Consider the following 14572-nt stretch of genomic DNA (forward strand, 5'->3'; position numbering starts at 1 on the left):
CGAGCGGGATTATTCCCAGTCGAGCGCGCCTTTCTTCCAGACGTACACGTAACCGATCACGAGAATGCCCAAAAACACGAACATTTCGTAAAAACCGAACAAACGAACAGCCTCGTTGCCAGCTAGCTCTTTCACGATGGAAGCCCAGGGCAGCAAAAAAGCCACCTCAAGGTCAAACAGAATGAAGAGAATTGCGATCAGATAGTAGCGTACGTCGAAGCGCATACGCGCTTCTTCGAAGGGCTCGAATCCGCACTCATAGGGCGTGAGCTTTTGCGGATCAGGTCTATGGGGGCCAAGCAGACGGCCCAATACCATTGGTGCAACACCAACAGCAAGACCGACTGCGATAAAGAGCAGAACCGGAAAATAATTATTCAGCATCATGCTTCCTCTGGGGTGGGAAGACTGCTCATTGCAAAACGCCCGCATCAAAGCGGGCGTTTCATTCTCTCTGGTGCCGACGATGAGACTCGAACTCATACGGCTTGCGCCACCACCCCCTCAAGATGGCGTGTCTACCAATTTCACCACGTCGGCACTACTAAACTGCTGTGAATTATAGGTGGATATACACCACCCTAACCACCTTATTCTATTTTTTTACAGACTTACTTTGGCACATCCTGCCCTGAAGCCGCCGGCGCTGACGCAGCCGGAACCACCACCCCCTGCATCAAACTCTGAGACGCAGGCTGGCGAGTAGCCGAGGCAAAATAACTCAAAGCGAGACTGGTAATGAAAAACACTGTCGCCAGGATCGCAGTCGTGCGACTGAGGAAGTTCGCAGACCCGGATGACCCAAAGAGACTACCAGAAGCACCACTACCAAAAGCAGCACCCATATCAGCGCCCTTGCCGTGCTGCAGAAGCACAAAGCCAATTACAGCACACCCAACAAGAATGTGAAGCACCAGCAGGAGACTGAACCAGAAGCTGCCCATAAGAGGAAGCGATACGCTGTTTGAGGAAAGACAGAATTATAGCCAGCCAAAGATAGCCGGTCAACGGAGAAAGGCGTAAACCTTAGCCAAAGCGCCCAGTAATGTAATCTTCAGTCTGTTTTTTTTGCGGCTTAATGAACATCTGGTCCGTCACCCCGAACTCAACCATCTCACCCAGATACATGTAGGCGGTGTAATCGGACACTCGTGCAGCCTGCTGCATGTTATGCGTCACGATCAGAATCGTGACCTTGTTCTTGAGTTCGGTAACAAGCTCTTCGATGCTGGCCGTGGCAATAGGATCAAGAGCGGAGGTAGGCTCATCAAACAGAATAATCTCGGGATCGGTTGCCAATGCACGTGCAATGCACAAGCGTTGCTGCTGACCGCCGGAGAGGTTTGCCCCCAAGCTGTTGAGCCTATCCTTGACCTCATCCCACAGCGCAGCCCCACGCAACGCCTGCTCGACCTTCTCATCAATCACCGCGCGACTGCGTTCGCCACGTACGCGCAGGCCGTAGGCGACGTTTTCATAAATCGATTTCGGGAAGGGGTTAGGCTTCTGGAACACCATAGAGATGCGCATGCGCACCTCGATCGGATCAACCGCCTGATCAAGCAGATTGGTATTGTCCGGATGCAAACGAATCTCGCCTTGGTAGCGATTACCCGGATACAGATCGTGCATGCGATTAAATGACCGCAACAGGGTGGACTTGCCGCAACCGGAGGGGCCGATCAGCGCGGTGACCTTGCGCTCGTGAATCGGCATGTTGATGTTCTTGAGTGCGTGAAAGGCTCCGTAATGGAAATTGAAGCCTTTGACTTCAGCCTTGATGCGTTCAGGGGAGGTGTTCAGCGTCATGATCATTCTCTCGAGGGAGTTCGGGCTGGATATCCGGAAGGACTTACCACTTGATGTTCTTGCGCAGGCGATAGCGCAACCAGATTGCGACAGCATTCATCGCGAGGGTCATACCGACCAATACCAAGCCTGCTGCAGCTGCATTGGCATGAAACGCCACATCGGGGCGGGAGGTCCAGTTGAACATCTGGATCGGCAACACGGTAAAAGCGGCCTGAGCCCAGTCGAACAAACCGGCGGCTGGATCTCCGGACAACGGTGCGGGCGGAAGATAGGCAATGAAAGTCACAGCGCCCACGACGATCAGTGGCGCAGTCTCACCAATGGCGCGTGCCATACCGATGATCACACCAGTCAGAATGCCGGGACTGGAATACGGCACGATGTGATCACGCACAGTCTGCCAAGTCGTAGCGCCACAGGCATACGCTCCTTCGCGAATCATCTGAGGAATCGCACGGATCGCTTCACGGGTTGCCACGATCACCACAGGCAGGATCAGTAGAGCCAGCGTCAGGCCTGCGGTCAGGATGCTGCGTCCGAGACCGAAGGTGTAGACGAACATCCCAAGCCCCAGGAGGCCATAGACAATGGACGGAACCCCTGCCAAGTTGGAAACATTGATCTCGATGATGTCGGTTAGCCAGTTCTTGGGGGCATATTCTTCGAGGTAAACCCCGGCCGCAACGCCGAGGGGGATGGCCACAGCTGCCGTCACCAGCATCACCAGCAGAGACCCCACCCAAGCCGCTAGGATGCCAGCCTGCCCTGCCCGACGAGAGGGGAAATTGGTCAAAAAATCCGGATGGAGTCGCTCAGCCCCGGTCATCCACATATCAACAAACAGGGATGTCAAGGTCAGAACACCCAGCATGAGACAGGCGATACCAAAGACTGCAAACAACCAATCCAGTCTCTTGTGGCGCGCAATCAGGCTGCGGATAGCCTGCAGATCGTTATCTTGCATCTCAATACACCTCGCGATATTTCTTGCGCATCCAGTGACCCACAATATTCAACAGCAGGGTGAGGACGAACAGGGTCAGGCCGGCAGCAAAAATCGTTTGGTAACCAATGGAATCGTGCGGCAGATCTCCTTGCGACACGCCTGCAATATAGGAGGCCAACGTCATTGCCGACTCTGCCGGGTTGAAGGTCAGATTCGGCTGGCTGCCGGAAGCCACGGTCACGATCATGGTCTCGCCGACAGCGCGCGAAATGGCCAGCACGTAAGCAGAGGCCACACCGGAGAAGGCGGCCGGAAAAACCACACGCAACGCTGTCTGCAATCGCGTCGAGCCCATGGCATAGGCGCCCTCGCGCAAACTCATTGGCACGGCGCGCATGGCATCCTCAGACAGCGAACTGACGTAAGGAATAATCATCACGCCCATGACCAAACCAGCAGAAAGGATGTTGAAACCGGGCAAATCGGGATAGATCTTCTGCAACAGTGGCGTCACCGTAATCAAGGCGAAGTAACCAAACACAATCGTTGGCACCCCCCCCAGCAACTCCAGCACCGGCTTGGCCATCTCGCGCACGCGGAAGGTAGCAAATTCGGAAAGATAGATCGCAATCACCGTTCCGATCGGCAGGGCTACCGCCAACGCCACGACCGAACTGGTCAAGGTGCCTGAGATCAGCACCATGATGCCGTAGTGAGCATCATCGAAGAGAGGCGTCCACTGGCGGTCAGTCAGGAAATCCAGCAGGGAAACATGCCGGAAGAACGCCAGCGATTCGCTGACGAGGATATAGACAATCCCGAGGGTGACGAATACGGAGATAAAGGCAGCCAGAAACAGGAGCGCTTCGACCCCGGTTTCCTTGAGATTGCGCACCCTGCTGCGCTTGAGTCGATCACTCACCCCACCCATGCTGTTCTCACTCTCTGCTACGGCCGTCTGAATCATTCGAGTGTACCAAGCCAGAACCATCAATTCATCAAAAAGCCCCGGAAGACCCGCGCAAGCAGATCCACCGGGGCTTGATCACAGAGCGTTTATTCCTTCGGATCGCGCTTGAGCAGATCGGAAATCTTCACGCCGATCTCGTTATGCCCGCCGAAAGCAGTACCTGTGCGGCCCTTACCAAAGTTATCCAGCGCGTGTTTATAGTCGGCATCCGACAGCGGCACGTACTTAACCTCGCGAGAGAACTTGCCCGCATTCTTCAGATAGAACTCAACGAACTCCTTCACATCCGGACGCTTGGCGGCTTCGGCATTCACATAGACGAAGATCGGACGGGACAGAGGCACGTAGCTACCGTCAATCACGGACTTCTCGGAAGGCAGCACACCCGGCTTGCCACCGGCAGACACAGCAACAGCCTTGAGCTTGTCAGTGTTCTCAGCGTAATAGGCGTAACCAAAGTACCCCAACCCACCTTGGTCACGGGACACGCCCTGCACCAGCACGTTATCGTCTTCCGAAGCGGTGTAGTCACCACGCGAGGACTTGGCCTTGCCAACAGTGGCTTCGGTGAAATATTCGAAGGTACCGGAGTCGGTGCCCGGACCGTAGAGCTTGAGGGCTCGGTCGGGGAAGGACGCATTCACCTGCTTCCAGTTGGTCACTTTCCCTTGAGCGGCCGGCTCCCAGATTTTCTTCAGCTCTTCAACAGTAATACTGGAAATCGGGCTGTTCTTGGCCACCACCACGGTCAGCGCATCGAAAGCGATCGGCAGTTCGATGTACTTGACACCAGAAGCCTTGCAGGCTGCCATCTCGGCGGCCGTGATCGGACGCGAGGCATTGGAAACATCGGTACGCAGTGAGGCTTCGCCTGCACAGAATTTCTTGAAACCACCACCAGTGCCGGACATCCCCACGGTCACCTTCACAGAGCCCTTCTTGAGCTTCTGGAAGTCCTCAGCAGCGGCCTCGGAAATCGGGAAAACGGTCGAAGAGCCGTCGATCTTGATCACGTTCTGAGCGTAAGCACCCAGCGAATTGAAGCCTGCAGCCAAGACCACGGCCATCGCGGCCAGTTTGAAACCATTCATCGCAATCTCCTGATTGAGTTGGACCAGAACCAACCCGCGCAGTATATGAATGGTTTGTTACAACTGTGCTACAGGCAACAAAAGCTTATTCAACGGCCTCACGCACCGCATCAGCAATCAGTCTGGCCAGGCGTTCGACCTTCTCGCCATCAGCTCCTTCGACCAGCACACGCAGCAGTGGCTCTGTACCTGAGGGGCGCAACAACACCCTGCCCTCACTTCCCAGCTCCGCCTCCGCTGCCTTCTGCGCAGCTGCAATGCCTTGATCGACCTTCCAATCAAAGCCAGCTTTCATGCGTACATTGATCAGTCGCTGAGGATAGAAAACCAGATCCGAGCAGGCCTGTGGCAGGGTTTCATCGGCCAGACGCAAGGCCGCCAGCACCTGCAGCGCAGAAACGATGCCATCACCCGTCGTATGGCGATCAAGGCAGATGACATGACCAGAGTTCTCGCCGCCCAGCTTGTAACCATGCTCGAGCAGCTGTTCCAGGACATAGCGATCCCCCACCTTGGCACGCACGAAACCAGCACCCAGGCGAGCAACAGCATGTTCGAAGCCAAGATTGCTCATGAGCGTACCGACGACGCCTTCCAGTCGGCCTTCACGCTTCTGTGCACGAGCAATCACATACAACAACTTGTCGCCATCGTAGAATTCACCAGAGTGATCACACATCAGTACGCGATCACCATCACCATCCAGTGCAACACCAAGATCTGCGCCACTCTTCAGTACGGCCTCGCGCAAACTGGCTGGCGCCGTAGCCCCGACACTTTCGTTGATATTCAGGCCGTTCGGGCTGACGCCGACGCTGAACACATCTGCGCCCAACTCGTGAAAAACCTTCGGCGCGATGTGATAGGCAGCGCCATTGGCACAATCCAGCGCGATTTTCAGACCACGCAAGTCCAGATCATTCGGAAAGGTGCTCTTGCAGAACTCGATGTAACGGCCAGCCGCATCATCGATGCGGCGAGCACGCCCCAATTCGGCCGATTCGGCGCATCCCATCGGCTCATCAAGATGAGCCTCGATTTCTTCCTCGAGCGCATCGGGCAACTTGGTACCGGAGGCAGAGAAGAATTTGATGCCGTTATCGTAGTAAGGATTATGGGAAGCGGAAATCACCACCCCGGCCTGGAGACGCAATGCGCGCGTCAGATAGGCCACGGCCGGTGTCGGTATCGGTCCAGCCAGAATCACGTGCACCCCCGCGGCCGCAAAACCGGCCTCCAACGCAGCCTCCAGCATGTAACCGGAAATCCGGGTGTCTTTACCGATCAGCACGGCTGGCTGCTCCCCTGGCGGCAATTTGCCACGCGCGGCCAGGGTTTTTCCAGCGGCGTAACCCAAACGCATGACGAAATCCGGGGTGATGGGGCTGCACCCTACTTGACCACGCACCCCGTCGGTGCCGAAATATTTGCGTGCCATGCCTGTCTCCTTGTCCGTGGGCCGGGATTGTGCCTGCCCGGCCATTGCTGCTCAATAGGCCGAAAGGCGATCTGCGTCAATTGCGGCCCACATGGCGAGAGCATCGCGCGTAGCCGCTACATCATGCACCCGCAGAATGGCCGCACCACGCTGCGCCGCCAGCGCAGCCGCCGTAATTGCGGCAGGCATCCGCTGATCAACGGCCCGACCTGTAATATCGCCCAGCATGCGCTTGCGTGACACACCTACCAGCAGCGGCAAACCATGAGCGGCCAGGCGCGGCAGGCTGCGAAACAGCTCCAGATTATGGGCAAGCGTCTTGCCAAAACCGAAGCCAGGGTCCAGCGCGATACGCGCGGCAACAACTCCTGAAGCCTCAAGCACTGCAAGGCGCTGCAAAAGAAAAGCCTCTACCTCATCCACAACCTCGGTATAGGCAGGCGCCTCCTGCATGCTGCGCGGCTCGCCTTGCATATGCATCAGGCACACACCAGCCGAACTGGCTGCCACGGCCTCCACAGCACCTGGTGCGCGTAGCGCATTGATGTCATTCACGATAGCCACCCCGGCGGCTATCGCCGCGCGCATCACCGCAGGCTTGAGCGTATCAACTGAAACCGGCACATCCAGGGCGACCAGTGCCTCAAGGACGGGAATCACCCTATCCAGTTCCTCCTGCTCACCAACTGCCTCGGCCCCGGGCCGGGTGGATTCACCACCCACATCCAGAATACCAGCGCCATCCCGCAGGGCTTTCTCAGCCTGGCGCAAGGCTGCGCCGACGGAACCCGACAAACCGTCACCGGAAAAAGAGTCTGGCGTCATGTTGATGATCGCCATGATCATCGGCAGATCAAGATTGAGGCGGAACTTTCCGCACAGCCAGGTGCGAGAGACAGCGTCCATCTGTTGGCTTCCTTCAGAAAGAAAAAGCCCCGCCGCAGCGGGGCTTGGTAGAACGTGGGCCAGGCTCAAGCTGCAGGGGCCGCAGCATTGGGCTCCGCACCCGGGCCTTCATCCTGCCGGGGAGGCTGCAAACCCGCAGGCGGCTTGGGCGCACGCGGCGGACGCCCCGCCATGATGTCCTTAATCTGTTCCGCATCAATGGTCTCCCATTCCAGTAGCGCAGCCGTCATGGCTTCCACCTTGTCGCTGTGCTCGCGCAACAAGCGCTCGGCCAGCGCGTATTGCTCGTCGATGATGCGACGGATTTCAGAATCCACCTTCTGCAAAGTGGCTTCAGACACGTTCTTGTGTGTCGTCACCGAACGGCCAAGAAAGACCTCGCCATCGTTCTCGGCATACACCATTGGCCCCAGCTCATCGGACATGCCGTAACGGGTCACCATGTCACGCGCAATGGCCGTGGCACGTTCAAAATCGTTCGAAGCACCGGTAGAAACCTTGCCCACGAACAGATCCTCGGCAACACGGCCGCCAAACAGCATGCTGATCTGGGCCAGCATCTGGTCCTGATACAGGCTGGTGCGATCTTTCTCCGGCAGCGACCAGGTCACGCCCAGTGCGCGGCCGCGCGGAATCACCGTTACCTTGTGCACCGGATCACATCCCGGCAGCAAAGATCCGATGATCGCGTGCCCCGACTCGTGATAAGCCGTGGCCTTCTTTTCTTCCGGCGAGATCACCATGGATTTGCGCTCGGCGCCCATGAAGATCTTGTCTTTGGCGCGCTCAAAGTCGTCCATATCCACCAGACGCTTATTGCTGCGCGCGGCAAACAGGGCAGCCTCGTTGACTAGGTTAGCCAGGTCAGCACCGGCCATACCAGGTGTGCCACGGGCCAGCACCAGCGGATCAACGTCCGGCGCCACCGGTACCTTGCGCATGTGCACCTTGAGGATCTGCTCACGGCCACGGATATCCGGCAGCGGCACGGTAACCTGACGATCAAAACGGCCCGGGCGCAACAGCGCAGGATCCAGTACGTCAGGACGGTTGGTGGCGGCAATCACGATCACGCCGGAATTGCCTTCAAAACCATCCATCTCGACCAGCATCTGGTTCAGGGTCTGCTCGCGCTCATCATTGCCACCGCCAAGGCCTGCGCCACGCTGACGACCCACGGCATCGATTTCATCAATGAAGATGATGCAGGGAGCCGCTTTCTTGGCATTTTCAAACATGTCGCGCACGCGAGCCGCACCGACGCCGACGAACATTTCGACGAAGTCCGAACCCGAAATACTGAAGAAAGGCACCTTGGCCTCGCCTGCAATAGCCTTGGCCAGAAGCGTCTTACCAGTCCCCGGCGAGCCCACCATCAGCACGCCCTTCGGAATCCGCCCGCCCAATTTCTGGAATTTGGAAGGGTCACGCAGGAACTCAACGAGTTCTGCCACCTCTTCCTTGGCCTCATCGCAGCCCGCCACATCGGCAAAAGTGATCGAATTGGCTGACTCATCCAGCATGCGGGCCTTGCTCTTGCCAAACGAGAACGCGCCGCCCTTGCCACCGCCCTGCATCTGACGCATGAAGAAAATCCACACGCCCACCATCAGCAGCACCGGCAACATGTTGAAAAGCATACTCAACAACCAGGACTGTTCTTCTTCCTGCTTGGCCGATACCTGCACGCCGTACTTCATGAGATCGGAAACCATCCAGGGATCCTGGATGCCCGGAGTAGAAATCGTGACCTGACGACCTTCCTGAGTCACGGCCTTGACCGTACGGCCATCAACCTGGGCCTTGGTGACCCGACCTGCTTTGGCCTCCTCCATGAATACCGAATATTCCATGGAATTCTGCTGAGCCTGGCGACCGCTGAACTGGTTAAAAACGGTGAGCAGCACGACGCCGACCACCAGCCAGATCGCGAGATTCTTGAAGACGCTGTTATTCAAGGCAACTCCTGAAAAGCCCTGTGGGGAAGGCAGGGCATACGTTACTCTGGACCCATTCTATGGCCGAACGTTCCCTCCGGCAAACAATGGCGCCCATAGATCAGGGCTTTTTATCCAGCCCCAGCAGATAGACCTCAGCACTACGATCACGCGATGCTTCGGGCTTGCGAGAAACCACGCTACGGAAAGTTTTCTGCATCTCGGCGCGATATTCCGTAAAACCAGCGCCCTGAAACACCTTGATCAGCATGTTGCCCCCAGGGCGCAGATGATCACGAGAGAATTCAAGCGCCAGTTCGGCGAGATACATCATGCGCCCATCGTCACTGACCGCATTACCGGACATATTGGGGGCCATATCGGACAAAACAAGGTCCACAGCCCGCCCGGCCAGCAGTTTTTCAAACTCTGCCAGCACCGACTCCTCGCGGAAGTCGCCTTGCAGGAAGGTAACGTCCGGTAGCGCCTCCATCGGCAAGATATCGAGCGCGAAGAGTTCGCCTCCCGGCTTCACCTTGGGGCCCGCGATCTGGGACCACGATCCGGGGGCCGAACCGAGGTCAACGACCACCATGCCTGGCTTGAGCAGACGGTCCTTCTTGTCGACCTCAAGCAACTTGAAAGCTGCACGCGCACGATAACCGGCGGCCTTGGCCTTCTGCACCCAAGGGTCATTCACGTGTTCCTGCATCCAGGACTTGCTGGTCTTGCTAGGCTTCATGGCACTACAATTCAACTTTAGTGAGGATTATTCAATAGCATGCAAGAACTTAGCCCTGCCGTGCGCCGCGATCTGCGTGCCCGTGCCCACCACCTGGACCCCGTCGTCAGCATTGCCGGCAACGGCCTGACAGCCAACGTCCTGAAAGAAATTGACGTGGCCCTCAAGGCCCACGAACTGATCAAGATCCGCGTCTATGGCGACGACCGTGAAGCCCGCGCCGCCTATCTGCTGGAGATCTGCAGCAAGCTCGACTGCGCTGCCGTGCAGAACATCGGTAAGCTGCTGGTTGTTTTCCGCCTGAACCCGGAACTCCATGTCGTGAAGCCTGTAGCCCTGCCCAAGCGCCCTTCGCGCAGCAAGAAGGCTAGCCAGGAAGTGGCTTTCGACAAGCGCCCCGGCCGCCCGACCACAAGCAATGCACCGCGCAAATCGATGGCTGGCGCACCGGAAACGCGTTACCGCAAGCCTTCTGCCGGCAGCAGCCGCACCCGCAAAAGCGCGCGTTAAGTCAGCCCTTCGTAACACACGCACAAAGGCCGGCAATGCCGGCCTTTTTCATTTGCGCACGACCTGAGTCACCAATGCCACGCCCAGCACACTCTGGATCATCCAGAGCAGACTGGCGATCCCATGCCAGGTCGCAAACCGGCTGCGCACCACACTCTCCACCACTTCCCGCGCCGGATCCAGACGCAGCTTCTCGACCACCGGCGTCACGCCGAAGTGCCCCGCAAGCGTCAGCAACAACATCAGCAGGATTAGCCACAGCAGCGCCCCCTTGAACGCCTTCAGCCCCTCACGGAACAGCAGATAAGCAATCAAGTAGAGGCCACAACCAATCCCCAGCCAGGCTACGATGGCAAACTGCTTGCCAGCAAGCGACCCGGCAAAGCCTGTGTCTGCAACGGAAGCGAACAACACCGGAGCCGAGATGTAACCGATTGCCCACAGTGCGCCCACCCACAGGGTGATCGCAAGCGCAAACAGAGATTCAGCCAGACGCGACATGAGGCTCAGATGTAACGGACTTCGATGATTTCGTATTCGCGCACACCGCCTGGGGCCTGAACTTCGGCCACGTCACCGGCGAACTTGCCGACCAGCGCACGTGCTATCGGCGAGTTGATCGAAATCTTGCCCGCTTTCAGATCGGCTTCGTCTTCTCCCACGATCTGGTAGATCACGCGCTTGTTCGTATCGAGATCTTCCAGATCGATGGTGGCACCAAACACGCAGCGGCCGTCAGCATCCAGCAGCTTCGGATCAATAATCTGCGCGGTAGACAGCTTGCTTTCGACTTCAGCAATACGGCCTTCAACGAAACCTTGGCGTTCCTTGGCAGCATCGTATTCAGCGTTTTCAGACAGATCGCCATGCGAACGCGCTTCGGCAATCGCAGCGATCACGCTCGGGCGCTCCACCGTTTTCAGGCGATGGAGTTCGGTGCGCAGCAATTCCGCGCCATTCAGAGTCAGAGGAGTCTTGATCATCGCAATCAGCCCAGCTGCGCATGCAGTTCTTGCAGCGAATAGGGTTCGAGGTCATTGATGTGGCGGATACCGATACAAGCGGCGCGCGCACCTTCAATCGTGGTAAATACCGTCACCTTGGCAGCCAGCGCCGAAGTACGGATCGAGCGGGAGTCGGCGATGGCCTGGCGCTTTTCTTCCACCGTATTGATGATCAGCGCAATCTCGTTGTTCTTGATCATGTCCACGATGTGCGGGCGGCCTTCGCCAACCTTGTTCACGGCAGTGACAGCACTGACACCGGCGTCATGCAGGTAGCCAGCCGTACCCTTGGTCGCCACCACCTTGAAGCCCAGATCAACCAGTTCGCGCGCCACCTCGACAGCTTTGGCACGGTCAGTCTGCTTGACGCTGATGAAAGCCGTGCCCGAGGACGGCAAACGAGTACCCGCCGCCAGTTGGCTCTTCACGAAGGCTTCAGCAAAGGTCTTACCAACCCCCATGACTTCGCCGGTCGACTTCATTTCCGGCCCGAGAATGGTGTCCACGCCCGGGAACTTGTTGAACGGGAAGACAGCTTCCTTCACCGAGTAGTACGGCGGCACGATTTCGCGCGTCACACCTTGTGAAGCAAGGCTCTGGCCGGCCATACAACGCGCGGCAATCTTGGCCAGCGGCAACGAGCAGGCTTTGGACACGAAGGGTACGGTGCGCGAGGCACGCGGATTCACTTCGAGTACATAGACGGTCTCGCCCTGAATCGCGAACTGAACGTTCATCAGGCCACATACACTGAGGCCACGCGCCATCAGTTCGGTCTGACGACGCAACTCGTCCTGCAGTTCTTTCGAGAGCGTGTAGGGCGGCAGGGAGCACGCCGAGTCGCCCGAGTGCACGCCGGCCTGTTCGATGTGTTGCATGATGCCGCCGATGATGACCTGAGTGCCATCGGAAAGCGCATCCACATCGATCTCGGTCGCATCGTTCAAGAAGCGGTCCAGCAACACCGGAGAGTCGTTCGAGACCTTGATCGCATCACGCATATAGCGCTCGAGATCCTTCTGCTCATGGACGATTTCCATGGCGCGACCACCCAGCACATAGCTCGGGCGCACCACCAGCGGGTAGCCGATCTCGGCCGCGAGACGGATCGCATCGGCTTCATTGCGTGCCGTGCGGTTGGGCGGCTGACGCAGACCCAGATCGTGCAGCAGCTTCTGGAAGCGCTCACGGTCTTCGGCCGCATCAATCATGTCCGGCGAGGTACCAATGATCGGCACGCCATTGGCTTCCAGCTCACGCGCCAATTTCAGCGGGGTCTGGCCGCCGAACTGCACGATCACTCCGACCGGCTTCTCCAGCGCCACGACTTCCAGCACGTCTTCCAGGGTCAGCGGCTCAAAGTACAGGCGATCGGAAGTGTCGTAGTCGGTCGACACGGTTTCCGGGTTGCAGTTGACCATGATGGTCTCGTAGCCGTCTTCGCGCATGGCCAGCGCGGCATGTACGCAGCAGTAGTCAAACTCGATGCCCTGACCGATACGGTTCGGGCCACCGCCCAGCACCATGATCTTCTTCTTGTCGGAAGGCTGCGATTCGCACTCTTCGTCGTAGCAGGAATACATGTAGGCAGTGCTCGACGCGAACTCGGCCGCGCAGGTGTCCACGCGCTTGTAGACCGGGCGCACACCTTGCGCGTGGCGATACAGGCGCACGGCCGTTTCGTCGCTCCCCAGCAGTTTGGCCAGACGACGATCCGAGAAGCCCTTGCGCTTCAATGCGCGGAGAGCTGCTGCATCGAGGCTCTTCAGCGAGCGGCCGGCAAGGCTCTTCTCGGTCAGCACGATGTCTTCGATCTGAGCCAGGAACCACGGATCGATCTTGGTCAGACTGTGCAGCTCTTCGCGGCTCATGCCTTCGCGGAAGCCCTGACCCACGTACCAGATGCGCTCGGCACCAGGACTGGCGAGCTCGTGCTCCAGCTCTTCGCGATCACATTCGACTTCATCTAGGCCATAGGCGCCAACTTCCAGACCACGCAGCGCCTTCTGGAAGGACTCCTGGAAGGTACGGCCCATAGCCATCACTTCACCCACCGACTTCATCTGGGTCGTCAGGCGATCCGGCGCCTGCGGGAACTTCTCGAAAGCAAAACGCGGAATCTTGGTAACGATGTAGTCGATCGACGGCTCGAACGAGGCCGGTGTCGCACCGCCAGTAATATCGTTCTTGAGCTCGTCCAGCGTGAAGCCCACAGCCAGCTTGGCCGCCACCTTGGCGATCGGGAAGCCGGTGGCCTTTGAAGCAAGTGCCGAGGAGCGCGACACGCGCGGGTTCATCTCGATCACGATCAGGCGACCATCCGCCGGATTAACAGAGAACTGTACGTTCGAGCCGCCGGTATCCACACCGATCTCACGCAGCACCGCCACCGAGGCGTTACGCATGATCTGGTATTCACGGTCGGTCAGGGTCTGGGCAGGGGCGATGGTGATCGAATCACCTGTATGCACACCCATCGGATCAAGGTTCTCGATCGAACAGACGATGATGCAGTTGTCGTGCTTGTCGCGCACGACCTCCATCTCGAATTCCTTCCAGCCCAGCAGCGACTCTTCAATCAGCAGTTCGCGGGTCGGCGAGAGATCCAGACCACGGGTGCAGATTTCGTTGAACTCTTCGATGTTGTAGGCAATGCCACCGCCCGTGCCACCCATCGTGAAGGAGGGACGGATGATGGCCGGGAAGCCAACTTGCGCCTGCACGGCCAGAGCCTCCTCCATGCTGTGGGCAATGCCGGAGCGAGCGGACTCAAGACCGATCTTTTCCATGGCCAGCTTGAACTTCTGGCGGTCTTCAGCCTTGTCGATGGCTTCCGGCGTAGCGCCGATCAGCTCGACCTTGTATTTGTCGAGCACGCCATTGCGCCACAGATCCAGCGCCGCGTTCAGCGCAGTCTGGCCACCCATGGTCGGCAGCACGGCATCCGGACGCTCCTTCTCGATGATGCGCTCAAGCACCTGCCAGGTGATCGGCTCGATGTAGGTCACGTCGGCCATGTTCGGATCGGTCATGATCGTGGCCGGATTCGAGTTAACCAGGATGACCTTGTAACCTTCGTCACGCAGGGCCTTGCAGGCCTGGGCGCCGGAATAATCGAACTCGCAGGCCTGACCGATAATGATCGGGCCGGCACCGATGATGAGGATGGATTGAATGTCTGTCCGCTTGGGCATATCAACACCTGAATTTCGTTAC

General features: G+C 58.0%; 14 protein-coding genes and 1 tRNA gene. 1 reads left to right on the forward strand and 14 read right to left on the reverse strand.

Features of this window, described 5'->3' with window-relative positions; genetic code table 11:
• Positions 1 to 9: 9 nt before the first annotated feature.
• The 11 genes from C0V76_RS13700 to C0V76_RS13750 form a co-directional block, all read right to left on the reverse strand.
• Complete coding sequence (locus C0V76_RS13700; RefSeq protein WP_101943106.1) at positions 10 to 384, reverse strand: NADH-quinone oxidoreductase subunit A; 375 nt, start codon at positions 382 to 384, stop codon at positions 10 to 12.
• A 71-nt stretch (positions 385 to 455) separates the two neighbouring features.
• Positions 456 to 540 (reverse strand) — tRNA-Leu (locus C0V76_RS13705).
• A gap of 71 nt (positions 541 to 611) precedes the next feature.
• Entirely contained in the window at positions 612 to 944 is a 333-nt protein-coding gene (gene secG / locus C0V76_RS13710) for a preprotein translocase subunit SecG (RefSeq protein WP_101943108.1), read from the reverse strand.
• 82 nt (positions 945 to 1026) lie between these two features.
• Complete coding sequence (pstB, locus tag C0V76_RS13715; protein WP_170021106.1) at positions 1027 to 1815, reverse strand: phosphate ABC transporter ATP-binding protein PstB; 789 nt, start codon at positions 1813 to 1815, stop codon at positions 1027 to 1029.
• Between the two features lie 37 nt (positions 1816 to 1852).
• Positions 1853 to 2776 (reverse strand): phosphate ABC transporter permease PstA, encoded by a 924-nt coding sequence (pstA, locus tag C0V76_RS13720; protein ID WP_101943109.1) that lies wholly within the window; start codon positions 2774 to 2776, stop codon positions 1853 to 1855.
• A gap of 1 nt (position 2777) precedes the next feature.
• Positions 2778 to 3725, reverse strand: coding sequence for a phosphate ABC transporter permease subunit PstC (pstC, locus tag C0V76_RS13725; RefSeq protein ID WP_101943111.1), 948 nt, complete (start codon positions 3723 to 3725; stop codon positions 2778 to 2780).
• 89 nt (positions 3726 to 3814) lie between these two features.
• Positions 3815 to 4819, reverse strand: a complete 1005-nt coding sequence (locus C0V76_RS13730; protein ID WP_101943112.1) for a PstS family phosphate ABC transporter substrate-binding protein — start codon at positions 4817 to 4819, stop codon at positions 3815 to 3817.
• An 85-nt stretch (positions 4820 to 4904) separates the two neighbouring features.
• The gene (gene glmM, locus C0V76_RS13735; protein WP_101943114.1) at positions 4905 to 6257 is read right to left on the reverse strand and encodes a phosphoglucosamine mutase; all 1353 of its coding nucleotides are present in this window, start codon (positions 6255 to 6257) and stop codon (positions 4905 to 4907) included.
• 51 nt (positions 6258 to 6308) lie between these two features.
• Positions 6309 to 7163: a dihydropteroate synthase gene (folP, locus tag C0V76_RS13740; RefSeq protein ID WP_101943115.1), complete on the reverse strand. Its 855-nt coding sequence runs from the start codon at positions 7161 to 7163 to the stop codon at positions 6309 to 6311.
• A 65-nt stretch (positions 7164 to 7228) separates the two neighbouring features.
• Positions 7229 to 9121 carry an ATP-dependent zinc metalloprotease FtsH gene (ftsH, locus tag C0V76_RS13745; RefSeq protein ID WP_101943117.1) on the reverse strand — a complete coding sequence of 631 codons (1893 nt, stop codon included), beginning with the start codon at positions 9119 to 9121 and terminating at the stop codon, positions 7229 to 7231.
• A gap of 100 nt (positions 9122 to 9221) precedes the next feature.
• Entirely contained in the window at positions 9222 to 9842 is a 621-nt protein-coding gene (locus tag C0V76_RS13750) for an RlmE family RNA methyltransferase (RefSeq protein WP_170021100.1), read from the reverse strand.
• Positions 9843 to 9881: 39 nt separating this feature from the next.
• Here C0V76_RS13750 and C0V76_RS13755 point away from each other — a divergent pair, with 39 nt between their 5' ends.
• The gene (locus tag C0V76_RS13755; RefSeq protein ID WP_101943118.1) at positions 9882 to 10352 is read left to right on the forward strand and encodes a YhbY family RNA-binding protein; all 471 of its coding nucleotides are present in this window, start codon (positions 9882 to 9884) and stop codon (positions 10350 to 10352) included.
• Positions 10353 to 10400: 48 nt separating this feature from the next.
• Here the strand turns inward: C0V76_RS13755 and C0V76_RS13760 are convergent, their stop codons facing one another.
• From C0V76_RS13760 to carB, 3 genes are read right to left on the reverse strand one after another with little or no spacing between them, the layout of a single operon-like run.
• Positions 10401 to 10853 (reverse strand): DUF4149 domain-containing protein, encoded by a 453-nt coding sequence (locus C0V76_RS13760; RefSeq protein WP_101943120.1) that lies wholly within the window; start codon positions 10851 to 10853, stop codon positions 10401 to 10403.
• Positions 10854 to 10858: 5 nt separating this feature from the next.
• Entirely contained in the window at positions 10859 to 11335 is a 477-nt protein-coding gene (gene greA, locus C0V76_RS13765; protein ID WP_101943121.1) for a transcription elongation factor GreA, read from the reverse strand.
• A 5-nt stretch (positions 11336 to 11340) separates the two neighbouring features.
• On the reverse strand, positions 11341 to 14550 hold the full coding sequence (gene carB, locus C0V76_RS13770; protein WP_101943123.1) for a carbamoyl-phosphate synthase large subunit: 3210 nt from the start codon (positions 14548 to 14550) through the stop codon (positions 11341 to 11343).
• Positions 14551 to 14572: the final 22 nt, after the last annotated feature.

It is taken from the genome of Uliginosibacterium sp. TH139 (assembly GCF_002855595.1).
Lineage (GTDB): Bacteria > Pseudomonadota > Gammaproteobacteria > Burkholderiales > Rhodocyclaceae > Uliginosibacterium > Uliginosibacterium aquaticum.

Excerpts from the sequence above, each read along its gene's own strand:
- C0V76_RS13700 (WP_101943106.1), bottom strand. The coding sequence starts at position 384 with ATGCTGAATAATTATTTTCCGGTTCTGCTCTTTATCGCAGTCGGTCTT.
- C0V76_RS13750 (WP_170021100.1), bottom strand. The coding sequence starts at position 9,842 with ATGAAGCCTAGCAAGACCAGCAAGTCCTGGATGCAGGAACACGTGAAT.
- C0V76_RS13760 (WP_101943120.1), bottom strand. The coding sequence starts at position 10,853 with ATGTCGCGTCTGGCTGAATCTCTGTTTGCGCTTGCGATCACCCTGTGG.
- greA (WP_101943121.1), bottom strand. The coding sequence starts at position 11,335 with ATGATCAAGACTCCTCTGACTCTGAATGGCGCGGAATTGCTGCGCACC.
- carB (WP_101943123.1), bottom strand. The coding sequence starts at position 14,550 with ATGCCCAAGCGGACAGACATTCAATCCATCCTCATCATCGGTGCCGGC.
- pstA (WP_101943109.1), bottom strand. The coding sequence starts at position 2,776 with ATGCAAGATAACGATCTGCAGGCTATCCGCAGCCTGATTGCGCGCCAC.
- glmM (WP_101943114.1), bottom strand. The coding sequence starts at position 6,257 with ATGGCACGCAAATATTTCGGCACCGACGGGGTGCGTGGTCAAGTAGGG.
- secG (WP_101943108.1), bottom strand. The coding sequence starts at position 944 with ATGGGCAGCTTCTGGTTCAGTCTCCTGCTGGTGCTTCACATTCTTGTT.
- pstB (WP_170021106.1), bottom strand. The coding sequence starts at position 1,815 with ATGATCATGACGCTGAACACCTCCCCTGAACGCATCAAGGCTGAAGTC.
- pstC (WP_101943111.1), bottom strand. The coding sequence starts at position 3,725 with ATGATTCAGACGGCCGTAGCAGAGAGTGAGAACAGCATGGGTGGGGTG.
- C0V76_RS13755 (WP_101943118.1), top strand. The coding sequence starts at position 9,882 with ATGCAAGAACTTAGCCCTGCCGTGCGCCGCGATCTGCGTGCCCGTGCC.
- C0V76_RS13730 (WP_101943112.1), bottom strand. The coding sequence starts at position 4,819 with ATGAATGGTTTCAAACTGGCCGCGATGGCCGTGGTCTTGGCTGCAGGC.
- folP (WP_101943115.1), bottom strand. The coding sequence starts at position 7,163 with ATGGACGCTGTCTCTCGCACCTGGCTGTGCGGAAAGTTCCGCCTCAAT.